The sequence below is a fragment of the Streptomyces sp. NPDC056224 genome (genome assembly GCF_042267665.1).
In the GTDB taxonomy this organism is placed as follows: domain Bacteria; phylum Actinomycetota; class Actinomycetes; order Streptomycetales; family Streptomycetaceae; genus Streptomyces.
On record NZ_JBHJTK010000053.1, the window covers coordinates 16860 to 30555 of the forward strand.

General features: G+C 71.8%; 11 protein-coding genes. 8 read left to right on the forward strand and 3 right to left on the reverse strand.

The window, feature by feature from the left end:
- Nucleotides 1-95 precede the first annotated feature (95 nt).
- The gene (gene disA, locus ACFCZ1_RS34290; protein WP_376682195.1) at nucleotides 96-1220 is read left to right on the forward strand and encodes a DNA integrity scanning diadenylate cyclase DisA; all 1125 of its coding nucleotides are present in this window, start codon (nucleotides 96-98) and stop codon (nucleotides 1218-1220) included.
- 167 nt (nucleotides 1221-1387) lie between these two features.
- Here the strand turns inward: disA and ACFCZ1_RS34295 are convergent, their stop codons facing one another.
- Complete coding sequence (locus tag ACFCZ1_RS34295) at nucleotides 1388-2191, reverse strand: hypothetical protein (RefSeq protein WP_376682196.1); 804 nt, start codon at nucleotides 2189-2191, stop codon at nucleotides 1388-1390.
- Nucleotides 2192-2351: 160 nt separating this feature from the next.
- Here ACFCZ1_RS34295 and ACFCZ1_RS34300 point away from each other — a divergent pair, with 160 nt between their 5' ends.
- The 7 genes from ACFCZ1_RS34300 to ACFCZ1_RS34330 all read left to right on the forward strand — a co-directional run bounded on the left by ACFCZ1_RS34300 (nucleotide 2352) and on the right by ACFCZ1_RS34330 (nucleotide 8813).
- Nucleotides 2352-2966, forward strand: coding sequence for a phosphatase PAP2 family protein (locus tag ACFCZ1_RS34300; protein WP_376682197.1), 615 nt, complete (start codon nucleotides 2352-2354; stop codon nucleotides 2964-2966).
- A gap of 23 nt (nucleotides 2967-2989) precedes the next feature.
- Nucleotides 2990-3898, forward strand: coding sequence for an A/G-specific adenine glycosylase (locus ACFCZ1_RS34305; protein WP_376682198.1), 909 nt, complete (start codon nucleotides 2990-2992; stop codon nucleotides 3896-3898).
- 206 nt (nucleotides 3899-4104) lie between these two features.
- Nucleotides 4105-4665 carry a SigE family RNA polymerase sigma factor gene (locus ACFCZ1_RS34310; RefSeq protein WP_319727094.1) on the forward strand — a complete coding sequence of 187 codons (561 nt, stop codon included), beginning with the start codon at nucleotides 4105-4107 and terminating at the stop codon, nucleotides 4663-4665.
- 38 nt (nucleotides 4666-4703) lie between these two features.
- On the forward strand, nucleotides 4704-5348 hold the full coding sequence (locus ACFCZ1_RS34315; RefSeq protein WP_376682219.1) for a hypothetical protein: 645 nt from the start codon (nucleotides 4704-4706) through the stop codon (nucleotides 5346-5348).
- A gap of 29 nt (nucleotides 5349-5377) precedes the next feature.
- Nucleotides 5378-6088, forward strand: a complete 711-nt coding sequence (gene cseB / locus ACFCZ1_RS34320; protein WP_376682199.1) for a two-component system response regulator CseB — start codon at nucleotides 5378-5380, stop codon at nucleotides 6086-6088.
- 10 nt (nucleotides 6089-6098) lie between these two features.
- Nucleotides 6099-7415 carry a two-component system sensor histidine kinase CseC gene (gene cseC / locus ACFCZ1_RS34325; protein ID WP_376682200.1) on the forward strand — a complete coding sequence of 439 codons (1317 nt, stop codon included), beginning with the start codon at nucleotides 6099-6101 and terminating at the stop codon, nucleotides 7413-7415.
- Between the two features lie 174 nt (nucleotides 7416-7589).
- Nucleotides 7590-8813, forward strand: coding sequence for a LamG-like jellyroll fold domain-containing protein (locus ACFCZ1_RS34330; RefSeq protein ID WP_376682201.1), 1224 nt, complete (start codon nucleotides 7590-7592; stop codon nucleotides 8811-8813).
- Nucleotides 8814-8835: 22 nt separating this feature from the next.
- Here the strand turns inward: ACFCZ1_RS34330 and ACFCZ1_RS34335 are convergent, their stop codons facing one another.
- Complete coding sequence (locus ACFCZ1_RS34335) at nucleotides 8836-9411, reverse strand: M23 family metallopeptidase (RefSeq protein ID WP_376682202.1); 576 nt, start codon at nucleotides 9409-9411, stop codon at nucleotides 8836-8838.
- Nucleotides 9412-10724: 1313 nt separating this feature from the next.
- The gene (locus ACFCZ1_RS34340; RefSeq protein ID WP_376682203.1) at nucleotides 10725-13250 is read right to left on the reverse strand and encodes an ATP-dependent Clp protease ATP-binding subunit; all 2526 of its coding nucleotides are present in this window, start codon (nucleotides 13248-13250) and stop codon (nucleotides 10725-10727) included.
- Nucleotides 13251-13696 lie beyond the last annotated feature (446 nt).

A 13696-nucleotide genomic window follows, 5' to 3' on the forward strand; every position in this document is an offset into this window, starting at 1 on the left:
CGCACGCCGGTAGACTTTGGGCTGGTCCGCCCGGCCGTACGCACGCCCTAGTGCCCGCGGCGCCGGGCGGCGCAACCCGCGACCGGAGGAGTGCAGTGGCAGCCAAGGACGGGGCAGCAGCATCCGGCAAGTCGGGCGCGAGCTCCAAGCAGGAGGCCATGGTGCGCGCCTCGCTGAGCGCGGTCGCACCTGGTCAGCCGCTGCGTGACGGCTTGGAGCGGATCGTCCGCGGCAACACCGGCGGGCTCATCGTCCTCGGCATGGACAAGACGGTCGACTCCATGTGCACCGGCGGATTCGTCCTGGACGTGGAGTTCACCGCGACCCGGCTGCGCGAGCTGTGCAAGCTCGACGGCGCGCTCATCCTCGACAAGGACCTCACCAAGATCCTGCGGGCCGGCGTGCAGCTGGTGCCGGACGCGTCGATCCCGACGGAGGAGACCGGTACGCGCCACCGCACGGCGGACCGCGTCTCCAAGCAGTGCGGGTTCCCCGTGGTGTCGGTGTCGCAGTCGATGCGGCTGATCGCGCTGTACGTGGACGGGGAGCGGCGGGTCCTGGAGGAGTCCGGGGCCATCCTGTCGCGGGCGAACCAGGCGCTGGCCACGCTGGAGCGGTACAAGCTGCGGCTCGACGAGGTCGCGGGCACGCTGTCGGCGCTGGAGATCGAGGACCTGGTCACGGTCCGTGACGTGACGGCGGTCGCGCAGCGGCTGGAAATGGTGCGCCGCATCGCGACGGAAATCGCGGAGTACGTGGTCGAGCTGGGGACGGACGGCCGACTGCTGTCGCTCCAGCTGGACGAGCTGACGGTCGGGATCGAGCAGGAGCGCGAGCTGGTCATCCGCGACTACGTGCCGGAGCCCACGGCGAAGCGTTCCCGGACGGTGGAGGAGGCGCTGCCGGCGCTGGACGCCCTGACGCATCCGGAGCTGCTGGAGCTGGCGATCGTGGCGAAGGCGCTGGGGTACACGGGGTCGCCGGAGACCCTGGACTCGGCCGTGTCGCCGCGGGGCTACCGGCTGCTGGCGAAGGTTCCCCGGCTGCCGGGGGCGATCATCGAGCGGCTGGTGGAGCACTTCGGCGGTCTGCAGAAGCTGCTCGCCGCCAGCGTGGACGACCTGCAGATGGTGGACGGAGTGGGCGAGGCCCGTGCCCGCAGCGTCCGCGAGGGCCTGTCCCGGCTCGCGGAGTCCTCGATCCTGGAGCGGTACGTCTAGATCCTGGAGCGGCACGTCCCGTGGGCCGTGCCCTGGGCCGTCCCGTGGGCCGTGCCCTGGGCCGTCCCTTGAGCCGTGCCGTGGGCCGTCCCTTTCGGATCCCGCCGGCCGAGCCCGCGTCGTCCGGTGCCGGGCAGCGCGGGTCGGGCACAGCCGCTCCGCGGGGGCTATTCCTTCTTCAGGACGAACGAGGTGCGGGCCACCGGCATGCCGGGCGACTTGACCTCGACCACGTACGTGTCGGGAGCCGCGGACCCCGCCGGAGGCGCCGCGCACTGCTCGGGCGCGCTGAACCTGCGGTCCCACTCCAGCGCCTGCTTCGTCTCGCTCTGCGCGGGAAGGCGGAAGAACGCGCTGCCCGCGCCCGTCGGGCAGTCGGCCGAGGACCACACCGCCTTGCCGCTGGTCGCCTGGAGGATGGTCAGGACCGCCTGCTTCGGGCCGAGGTCGACCTTGCACGTGGTGCCGGCGATGTTGCGGGCGACGAGTTCGAGGCGGGGCTTCTCGTTCGCCTCGTACTCGTTCTTCACGCTCTTGACCTCCCACTGCAGCGCGGCCGGCGCGCAGGTGGGCAGGGACGGGTCCGCCGGGACCGGAGCCGCGCCGCCGCCCGCGGCCGCGCCGCCCGCGCCGGAGGAGCCCGTGGCGCCGCCGGGATCGCCATTCTTGCCCGCGCCCGTGGAGCCCGCGCCCCCGGAACCCGTGCCGGTGCCCGTGCCGCCGCCCGACTCCGTCCGCCCGCCCGGGGCCTGACTGATCGCCGGGCCCGAACCGGCCGGTCCGGGAGTGATCGTGGTGACGGGATCCTTGCCGCCCTGGCCCTTTCCGTTCGTACTCGTCTTGCCCCCGCCGGAACTGACGGTCCATACGGCGAGGAGCGCCAGGAGCGCGACGACGGACGCCAGCACAGCCCTCCGTCGCCAGTAGATGGAGGAGGGGAGCGGCCCGACCGGATTGCGCAGAGATCCCACGGACGGAACTTTACGAGAGTCCGGGACCCGATCAGTGCCCCACATGCCGCACAGCGGACGTGTTTTGGCGATGATCATCCTGCGGGCGCAACCGGAGGCGCCCGGAATCGGCCAGGAGTCTGACGCGCAGGCCCATTCCGCTTGCGTACGGTCGGTGACCATGAACAGCTCCGGCCTCTACCTCGACATAACCGGCTTCGCCCATTCGACACCCGCCTGGGTGCGGACGGCGTTCGAGTCCTGGACGGAGTACGGACTGCTGCTCTTCGGGGCGCTCTTCCTGGCCGTCTGGTGGCGCTCGCGCGGGCAGCACGACCCCCGCGCGGTCGGGCTCGCCGTCCTGGCACCCCTGGCCACCGCGGCCGCGTACGTCGCCTCGGAGGCCGTGAAGTCCACCGTGGAGGAGGAGCGGCCCTGCCGCGCCGTGGCCCGGGCGGCGGCCTCGCTGGTCCCGTGCCCGGCGACCGGCGACTGGTCCTTCCCCAGCAACCACTCCGCCCTCGCGGGCGCCGCCGCCGTCGCGCTGGCCCTGGCCGTGCGCCGCATGGCGCTGCTGACCGTCCCGCTCGCGCTGCTGATGGCCTTCTCCCGCGTCTTCGTCGGCGTGCACTACCCGCACGACGTGGCGATGGGCCTGCTGCTGGGCGGTTCGCTGGCCGCCCTCCTCGTCCTGGCCCTCGCCGGTCCCGTCACCGCGGTCGTCGCCGCCATGCGGGCGAGCGGGATCGGCGCGGCTGTCTGGTTCACCGGCCCGGGCCCGGCGCGCCGGACCTGAAACGTGCCAGGATGCCGTCTGCCATGACTGCATCCCCCGATTCCCCCGAAACCGCCGTCGCCCACCCGCTGCACTCCCCCGTCATCGCGTGGTTCGACGAGCACGCCCGCGACCTGCCCTGGCGCCGCCCCGAGGCCGGCCCCTGGGGGGTCATGGTCAGCGAGTTCATGCTCCAGCAGACCCCGGTCAGCCGGGTGCTGCCGGTGTACGAGCAGTGGCTCGCCCGGTGGCCCCGCCCCGCCGACCTGGCCGCCGAGGCCCCCGGCGAGGCCGTACGGGCCTGGGGCCGCCTCGGCTACCCCCGCCGGGCCCTACGGCTGCACGGCGCGGCCGTGGCGATAACGGAGCGTCACGGGGGCGACGTACCGAGGGATCACGCGCAGCTCCTGTCGCTGCCCGGGATCGGCGAGTACACCGCGGCCGCGGTGGCCTCCTTCGCGTACGGGCAGCGGCACGCCGTGCTCGACACCAACGTCCGGCGGGTCTTCGCGCGCACCGCCACCGGGGTCGAGTACCCGCCGAACGCCACCACCGCCGCCGAACGGCGCCTCGCCCGGGCCCTGCTGCCGCAGGACGAGGACACCGCGGCCCGCTGGGCGGCGGCCTCGATGGAACTCGGCGCGCTGGTGTGCACCGCCAAGAACCCCGACTGCGCCCGCTGCCCGGTGGCCGGGCTGTGCGCGTGGCGCCTGGCCGGGAAGCCGGCGCACGAGGGGCCGCCGCGGCGCGGGCAGACGTACGCGGGGACCGACCGGCAGGTGCGCGGCAGGCTGCTCGCCGTGCTCCGGGACGCGGTCGGCCCGGTTCCCCAGGCCGTGCTCGACACGGTCTGGGAGGAGCCGGTGCAGCGGGCCCGCGCGCTCGACGGGCTGGTCTCCGACGGTCTGGTGGAGCCGCTCGAAGGAGGGCGCTACCGGCTCCCCCTGAGCTGATCCGAGCCGGTCCGCCTATGGCTGGAAGCTGAGTGGCAGATTCCGCTTCCAGCCGGAAACCCGCAGCTCAAGGGCACTGTTACACAACCTATGGGTGTCCGTGCGTCCACCGAAGGCTGGCCCGCACAGGCTCGTGACAACCCCTCCGTACCTTCGGATCCGTAAGACGGCGGTTGAACGGTTGGTCGGAACGGAGGCGGTCTGAGATGGCGCACGGCGAGGTACTCGAATTCGAGGAGTACGTACGCACTCGGCAGGACGCACTGCTGCGCAGCGCCCGGCGCCTGGTCCCGGACCCCACCGACGCCCAGGACCTCCTGCAGACCGCCCTCGTCCGCACCTACGGCCGCTGGGACGGCATCGCCGACAAGTCCCTGGCCGACGCCTACCTGCGCCGGGTCATGATCAACACCCGTACCGAGTGGTGGCGCGCCCGCAAGCTCGAAGAGGTCCCCACCGAGCAGCTCCCCGACGCCTCCGTGGAGGACGGCTCCGACCAGCGCGCCGACCGCGCCCTGCTGATGGACATCCTCAAGGTCCTCGCGCCCAAGCAGCGCAGCGTGGTCGTGCTGCGACACTGGGAGCAGATGAGCACCGAGGAGACGGCCGCGGCACTCGGGATGTCCGCGGGTACCGTGAAGAGCACTCTGCACCGCGCGTTGGCCCGCCTGCGGCAGGAACTGGAGAGCCGGGACCTGGACATGCGCGCGCTGGAACGCGGTGACCACACCATGCGGTACGAAGGGCGTGAGCGGTGCGCGGCCTGAACGGCCAAGGACTGACCAGCAGGCGTTCGCTGGTCCTGATGTCGGCGGGGACGGTCGTCCTCGTCGGCACAGCCGTGTTCGCGGTCGGCTGCGCCACCGGCGGCACCGGCCTGCGCGACGGCGGCCCCGCACGGACCGATGCCGTGGCGAAGACCACCCCGAACGCCCCCTCCCCCGACGCCTCCCCCGACGCCTCCTCGGCCACCGCCTCCGGCCGTCCCCTCAAGAAGGTCGACCCGGTGGCGCTCCTCAAGGCGGACCCCAAGGTCAGCGCCGAGATCAAACGGGACCTCAAGCCCTGCACGGGCAAGGACTACCCGGTGGACGTGAGCTACGGGAAGGTCACCGGCAACAGCGTCGTCGACATCGTGGTCAACGTCCTGTCCTGCGCCGACGCCCTGGGGCGCGGCTCGTACGTGTACCGCGCGGACGGCGCGACGTACGAGAATGTCTTCTCGGACGAGCAGCCGCCCGTCTACGCGGAGATCGACCGGGGCGACCTGGTGGTCACCAAGCAGGTGTACGGAAAGAGCGACGCGCTCGCCTATCCGTCGGGCGAGGACGTGATCACGTACCGGTGGAACGGGGAGAAGTTCACCGAGCAGGACCGCGTGCACTCCGAGTACAGCAACGTGGTCGACAGCGGGAGCCAGCCCGCCCCGGCCGTCACCCAGAAGAACTGAGTACCGAAGAACCGAGGCGAGGCTTCCGCATGGCCGAGACCCATGTCCTGTTCGTGGAGGACGACGACGTCATCCGCGAGGCCACGACCCTGGCGCTGGAACGCGACGGGTTCGTGGTCACGGCCATGCCCGACGGCCTGTCCGGCCTGGAGTCCTTCCGGGCGGACCGGCCCGACATCGCCCTGCTCGACGTGATGGTTCCCGGCATGGACGGCGTGAGCCTGTGCCGCCGCATCCGGGACGAGTCCACCGTCCCCGTGATCATGCTGTCGGCGCGCGCCGACTCCATCGACGTGGTGCTGGGACTGGAGGCGGGCGCCGACGACTACGTCACCAAGCCCTTCGACGGCTCGGTCCTCGTCGCCCGGATCCGCGCGGTGCTGCGCCGCTTCGGCCACGCCGGCGGCCCGCGGAACGGCGGCCCGGGCTCCGGCGACGGCCAGGACGCGGAGCGCGGGGTGCTCTCCTTCGGCGACCTGGAGGTCGACACGGAGGGCATGGAGGTGCGCAAGGCCGGCGCGGCCGTGGCGCTGACCCCGACCGAGATGCGGCTGCTGCTGGAGTTCTCCTCCGCGCCCGGCACCGTACTGTCGCGCGACCGCCTGCTGGAGCGGGTCTGGGACTACGACTGGGGCGGCGACACCCGTGTCGTCGACGTCCACGTCCAGCGGCTGCGCACCAAGATCGGGCAGGACCGGATCGAGACGGTCCGAGGCTTCGGATACAAGCTGAAGGCCTGAGGCACCGGGCATGAGGCGCTTCACCCTGCGCACGGGGATCCGCTGGAAGATCACCCTCGCCATCGCCGCCGTCGGCGCGCTCACCGCGGTCGCGCTGAGCCTGGTGGTGCACAGCGCTGCCCGTGTGTCGATGCTGGAGAGCGCCCGCGAGGTGCAGCTGGACCGCGTGCAGTTCATCTCCCGCAACGCCGAGGCCGGGCGCAAGCCGCCCATGGGCGCCAAGCTCAACGACCCGGAACTGCCGGCCCCGCTGCGGGAGAAGGCGCGCTCCGGCCGGCGCGGGACGTACGTCCAGGAGTCCGCGAAGGCGGCGCCCGAGGTGTGGGCCGCGGTACCGCTCGGCAACGGGCAGGTGCTGTCGCTGCACACGCAGTTCCGGGAGAGCGCCAACATGGTGCGCGACCTGGACCGGGCGCTGGTGGTCGGCTCGCTCGCCGTCGTGATCGGCGGCTCGGCGCTGGGCGTGCTCATCGGCGGGCAGATCTCGCGCCGGCTGCGCAAGGCCGCGGCGGCCGCCCAGCGGGTGGCGCACGGGGATCCCGAGGTGCGGGTGCGCGATGCGGTCGGGGGTGTCGTACGGGACGAGACGGACGACCTCGCGCGGGCCGTGGACGCGATGGCCGACGCCCTCCAGCAGCGTCTGGAGGCCGAGCGGCGGGTCACGGCGGACATCGCGCACGAGCTGCGCACGCCCGTGACGGGCCTGCTCACGGCGGCGGAACTGCTGCCTCCGGGGCGGCCGACCGAGCTGGTGCGCGACCGGGCGCAGGCCATGCGCGTGCTGGTCGAGGACGTGCTGGAGGTGGCCCGGCTGGACAGCGCGTCCGAGCGGGCGGAGCTCCAGGACGTGGCACTGGGCGAGTTCGTGAGCCGGCGCGTGACGGCCCTGATGCCGGAGGCCTCCGTACGGATCGTCGCGGACGAGATCGTCAGCACCGACCCGCGCCGCCTGGAGCGGATCCTGGGCAACCTGCTGGCCAACGCCTCTCGGTACGGGCGGCCGCCGGTCCAGGTCGACGTCGAGGGCCGGGTCGTCCGGATCCGCGACCACGGGCCGGGCTTCCCCGAGGCGCTGCTGCGCGAGGGGCCGAGCCGGTTCCGGACCGGTTCGACGGACCGCGCGGGCGGGGGCCACGGACTGGGGCTGACCATCGCGGAGGGTCAGGCGCGGGTGCTGGGCGCCCGGCTGACCTTCCGCAACGTGGCCGCCCCGGGCGGCTCGGAGCGCGAGGGCAGGGCTGCGGGCGCGGTGGCGGTGCTGTGGCTGCCGGAGCACGCGCCGACGGCGACGGGAAGCTTCCCGGTGATCAAACTGCCGCAGGGCTGAGAGCTGTCCCGTGCTCCCCGGCGGGCCGGCCCCCGGGCCGTCCCCCGGGCCGTCCCTCTGGGATCTTGCCGGCGGGCGGGAAACGAAAACGACGGCCCGGGACACCGGGCCGGGGGGCGGCCGAGTCAGTACCGGGCGGCACGGGCCGGGGGCTCGTGACTTAGCATCCGTGGCATGACCGACGGCACGAATCCTCAGAGCAACCCGCAGCCCGAGCCCGCTCCGGGGAGCGGTGGCTACGGGTTCCCGCCGGGACCGCCCGCCCAGGGCGGCTACGGCTACCCGCCCGGCCCGACGGCACAGAGCGGCTACGGCTTCCCGCCGCAGGGGCCCGCGCAGGACAGCGGGGGCTACGGCTACCCGCAGCAGCCCGGGCAGCCGAACCCGTACCAGCAGGGCCCGCACCAGCCGGACCCGTACGCACAGGACCCGGCGGCGCAGCAGGCCCCGTGGTCCCCGGCGCAGCAGGCGGGGACCGGCATACCGGGCGGCGACCAGCCGGACTGGGAGGCCATGGCGGACCGCTCGGCCGCCGAGCGGCGCCGCAAGCGGCTGTGGATGCTGGGCGGCGGGGTGACCGTGCTGGCGCTGCTGGCCGGCGGCGGAACGTTCTTGCTGCTCAGCGGCGACAACGGGAAGCAGGACAAGGCGGACGGCAACCCGTCCGCGTCCGCCTCCGCCTCACCGGGCGGCGACCCGTCCGGGTCGAAGTCGCCGGCGCCGTACTCGCCGACCGTCGAGGGCGACCAGACGCTGCTGCGCGACAGCTACGGCAAGATCGGCATCCGGCTGGGCACCGACACGCAGATCGGGCCGGTGGGCAAGCGGTTCCAGATCATCTCGAAGGGGACGGCGAACTCGTACGCCCAGGCCGCCGAGCAGGCGGTGGACGTGTCGAAGAGCTTCACCGTGACGGCCAGGGTCTACAACTCCGCCACCAAGGGCGGACGGATCGCCGTGAGCCAGGGTGACGGGGAGTCGTTCTCGTTCGAGCTCGGTCTGGACGAGGTGAACGGCAAGCCGGCCTGGATCTTCCGGGTGCAGACGGGCGACAAGGGCGCCGCGGCGACCACGCGGACCGTCGCCGCCGAGGGGCTCCCCATGGTCAAGACCGCCACGACGCTGATGGCGACGTACGACGCGGAGAAGAAGACGATCGCCCTCTACGTGGAGGGCAAGAAGGCCGGAGAGACGCAGGTGCCGGGGATCTGGCAGGCTCCCGGACCGCTCCAGCTGGGGCGGTCCAAGCACCACAACATCTGGATCAATGCGTGGCAGGGGGCCATGCACAACATCCGGATCTACGAGTCGGCGTTCTCGCCGGAGCAGGTCGCCGCTTTCGAGGAGGGCAAGCTCCCCGCGACGACGAAGCCGTCGCACGCCTGGCTGCTGACCTGACGGATCAGCCGGTCCGGCCGGTTCAGACGGTGACGCCGGCGTTGCGCAGGAAGGACACCGGGTTGACGGCCGAGCCGTAGTTCGGGGTGGTCCGGATCTCGAAGTGCAGGTGCGGACCGCTGGAGTTCCCGGTGTTGCCGGAGAGGGCGATCTGCTTGCCGGCGGAGACCTTCTGGCCGATCTTGACCTGGATCTTCGAGAGGTGCGCGTACTGCGAGTACGTGTTGTTCGCGTGCTTGATCACGATGGCGTTGCCGTAGGCGGGGCCGTCGCCGCCGCCGCCGGGGCCGGCCTTCACGACGGTGCCGGCGCCCGCGGCCTTGACCGGGGTGCCGACCGGGACGGCGAAGTCCTGGCCGGAGTGCTTGTGCGACCACATGCTGCCGCCCTTGCCGAAGGTCGCGGACAGCGTGTACTTCGCGACCGGCTTGGCCCAAAGGCCGGCCTTCGCGGCCTTGGCGTCGGAGGCCTGCGCGGCGGTCTGCGTCGTGTCGGCGAACGCGGCGGTCGTCCCGGCTCCCAGAGCCAGCACCGCACCGAGGGTGGTTGCGCCGACGGCGATACGGGTACGACGGGTGATGACGCGCTTCGCGAACATGAAGACCTCCGGGGCCGGGGACTGGGACGGGTTCGGGCATCAAGTCACCCGGCACGCTGAGCGGTGTGCCGGGCTTGCCCACCCTTGGTAACCCGCGCCCCCCGACATCCCCAAACCTCCCGATTACTACCGGAGGCCGTAGGTACGACCGGAGCTGTCCACCCTGTTGACCCGGCCCGTACTGGGCCGACGGTAGGACATATCGGACCTTTGGATCTACGAAAGTTCCTAGTAGGTCCGATTTGCCCTGTGCGGCTTGTCACCGGCCCTGGGCCATTGGATCTCCCTTTCCCGGCGGAGGACCCGCGGCCGCCGGGGCACGCTGCTGTCCGGGCTCAGCTGCGCCCTGCACCACGAGCGGCGCGGCTTCCCCGCCCCCGGCCGCAAGGAAGCTCTGCACGGCCGCCCTGGCGGTGCTGCGGCGCCACCGGGACCGCGACGGGCTCGGACAGCCGCGGCTCCGGCTGCGGCGGCGGCTCGTGTACCGGCTGATCCGCAACGGGCGCACGCGATGGACCGGGGACCGGGCGCCGACCCCCTCACGGACGCGCTGCCCGCCGTACCCGCCGTCCGCGTCCTGGGCCGGGCCCCTGCGGCGTCCCGGCGGTGTCCCGGCACCTCCGGAGCGCTCCGGGCTGCTCCGGGCGCCCACGGCGGACACCGGGACTTCCCGGGCGCCCCGACAGCCCCGGACGAGGGCAGCTCCGGCGAGCCGGGCCGGCCGCGCGGACGACGACGAGCGGGAGGACGTCATCGCGTGGCGGTGGCCCGGGGCCACCCCCGCCCCCCGCCTCCGCCGCCGGCCCAGATCATCCGGGAGCTGGTGGCCCGCGGCTCGCTGCGTTCGCCCCTGCCGCCCGGCCTCCCTGGAGTACGCCGCCGAGCTGGACCCCGTACCGCCCGCGGAGGCGCAGCGGCAGGCGAGCCGGTCGATCCCGCCCGCCGGCGTGGGCACGGCGCGCGAGCCGGGGCGGATCGGCCGCCTGGTCCCGGAGCGGCTCCCGCCGCCCTCACGCGCCCCGAGGCGGTGGCCCGGTACACGATCCGGGCGGAGCGGGCCGGGCGAGTGGCAGGAGCTCGCCCCGCTCACGAACCCGGCCGTGGCGGCCGTGGCGGGCCGTACCGGCATCGGCCCTCGATCCCGCCCCCGACGACCTGCGCACGCCTCGGTGGCGGCGCCGCACGTGCCCCGGAACACGGGCCGGCCGCGCCCCGGGCCCCGTGCGCCGACTGTCCCGTACGTGAAAAAGGGGCGGCCCCGGGACCTCTCGGTCCCGGGGCCGCCCCTTCGTACTGCCGGCGTCCCGCGAGGGTTACGCGCCCTTCGACAGGTCCGGGCCGGAGCCCGTGGCCTCGATCGGGGGGAGGTCCGGCAGAGCGGACTTCTCCTCGCCGCGGAAGGTGAACTTGGCGTCGTCGCCCTCACCCTCCTTGCCGACGACCACGATCTGACCGGGCCGCAGCTCGCCGAAGAGGATCTTCTCCGACAGCAGGTCCTCGATCTCGCGCTGGATGGTCCGGCGCAGCGGCCGGGCACCCATGATCGGGTCGTAGCCGCGCTTGGCGAGCAGGAGCTTCGCGTCGCCGCTCAGCTCGATGCCCATGTCGCGGTCCTTCAGGCGCTCGTCGACCTTCGCGATCATCAGGTCGACGATCTGGATGATGTCTTCCTCGGTGAGCTGGTGGAAGACGACCGTGTCGTCGACGCGGTTGAGGAACTCGGGCCGGAAGTGCTGCTTGAGCTCCTCGTTGACCTTCGCCTTCATCCGCTCGTACCCGGTCTTGGTGTCGCCCTGGGCCGCGAAGCCCAGGTTGAAGCCCTTCGAGATGTCCCGGGTACCCAGGTTGGTCGTCATGATGATGACCGTGTTCTTGAAGTCCACGACCCGGCCCTGGGAGTCGGTCAGACGACCGTCCTCCAGGATCTGCAGAAGGGAATTGAAGATATCCGGGTGGGCCTTCTCGACCTCGTCGAAGAGGACGACGGAGAACGGCTTGCGGCGCACCTTCTCGGTGAGCTGGCCGCCCTCTTCGTAGCCCACGTAGCCGGGGGGCGAACCGAAGAGACGGGAAACCGTGTGCTTCTCGCTGAACTCCGACATGTCGAGGGAGATCAGCGCGTCCTCGTCGCCGAAGAGGAATTCGGCGAGCGTCTTGGAGAGCTCGGTCTTACCGACACCGGAGGGACCGGCGAAGATGAACGAGCCACCCGGGCGCTTCGGGTCCTTCAGACCCGCTCGGGTACGGCGGATCGCCTGCGAGAGCGCCTTGATGGCGTCCTTCTGGCCGATGACCCGGCGGTGGAGCTCGTCCTCCATGCGGAGCAGTCGCGAGGACTCCTCCTCGGTGAGCTTGAAGACGGGAATGCCGGTCGCGGTCGCGAGGACTTCGGCGATGAGCTCGCCGTCGACCTCGGCGACGACGTCCATGTCGCCGGCCTTCCATTCCTTCTCGCGCTTGGACTTCGCCGCCAGCAGCTGCTTCTCCTTGTCACGGAGAGACGCCGCCTTCTCGAAGTCCTGGGAGTCGATGGCCGACTCCTTGTCGCGGCGCACGGCCGCGATCTTCTCGTCGAACTCGCGGAGGTCCGGCGGCGCGGTCATCCGGCGGATGCGCATCCGGGAGCCGGCCTCGTCGATCAGGTCGATCGCCTTGTCCGGGAGGAAGCGGTCCGAGATGTACCGGTCCGCCAGCGTCGCCGCCTGGACGAGGGCCTCGTCCGTGATGGAGACGCGGTGGTGGGCCTCGTAGCGGTCGCGCAGGCCCTTGAGGATCTCGATCGTGTGGGGGAGGGAAGGCTCCGCCACCTGGATCGGCTGGAAGCGGCGCTCGAGGGCCGCGTCCTTCTCGAGGTGCTTGCGGTACTCGTCCAGCGTCGTGGCACCGATGGTCTGGAGCTCACCACGGGCCAGCATGGGCTTGAGGATGCTGGCGGCGTCGATCGCGCCCTCGGCGGCACCCGCACCCACGAGGGTGTGGAGCTCGTCGATGAACAGGATGATGTCGCCGCGGGTGCGGATCTCCTTGAGCACCTTCTTCAGGCGCTCCTCGAAGTCACCGCGGTAGCGGGAACCGGCGACCAGGGCACCGAGGTCAAGCGTGTAGAGGTGCTTGTCCTTGAGGGTCTCGGGGACCTCGCCCTTGACGATCGCCTGGGCCAGGCCCTCGACGACGGCGGTCTTGCCGACGCCGGGCTCGCCGATGAGGACCGGGTTGTTCTTGGTACGGCGGGACAGCACCTGCATGACCCGCTCGATCTCCTTCTCGCGCCCGATGACCGGGTCGAGCTTGGATTCGCGGGCTGCCTGGGTGAGGTTGCGGCCGAACTGGTCCAGGACGAGCGAGGTCGAGGGCGTGCCCTCGGCCGGGCCGCCGGCCGTGGCCGACTCCTTGCCTCCGCCGGTGTAGCCGGAGAGCAGCTGGATGACCTGCTGCCGGACTCGGTTGAGATCGGCGCCCAGCTTCACGAGGACCTGGGCGGCGACGCCCTCGCCCTCGCGGATCAGGCCGAGCAGGATGTGCTCGGTGCCGATGTAGTTGTGGCCGAGCTGGAGGGCCTCTCGGAGCGACAGCTCCAGGACCTTCTTCGCCCGCGGGGTGAAGGGGATGTGGCCGGACGGGGCCTGCTGCCCCTGACCGATGATCTCCTCAACCTGCTGGCGAACAGCCTCGAGCGAAATCCCGAGGCTCTCCAGGGCCTTAGCGGCGACACCCTCACCCTCGTGGATCAAGCCCAGGAGGATGTGCTCGGTGCCGATGTAGTTGTGGTTGAGCATCCGGGCTTCTTCCTGAGCCAGGACGACAACCCGCCGCGCGCGGTCGGTGAACCTCTCGAACATCGTTTATCGCTCCTCAGAGCGGTCGGGCAGTTCGGGGTCGGTCCCCGCCCTGTCCTTCCGCATGCTAGTCCCGCGGGGCGGGACAGCTCATTCCAACTGCCGACATCCGTTCGCGGCTCACCCCCACATCTGCGAGGAAAACCGGCTTGAAGAGCCGACAACTGCTCCAACCCGATGGTGCGAGACGATGTTCCCGCAGGCCAGGCAGATACCCGTCATGCGTGTACGCCGATGGCGAACGGAAGCCCGTCAAATCAGCGTGTCGCCCCGATCCACTAGGAATGTCTTACCCGTAAGGACTGACACTCCATGCCCGCGGCACCGGTTCCCTCCGCTAAGGGCGAACACGCTTGCGTCCCGAATGTGGGACTCGAACCCCGCGGATGTTTACGTTCCGCATTCGTCCGCGTGCCGTGCGTCACCCTCGGCTGCCGCCGGAGGTGTCG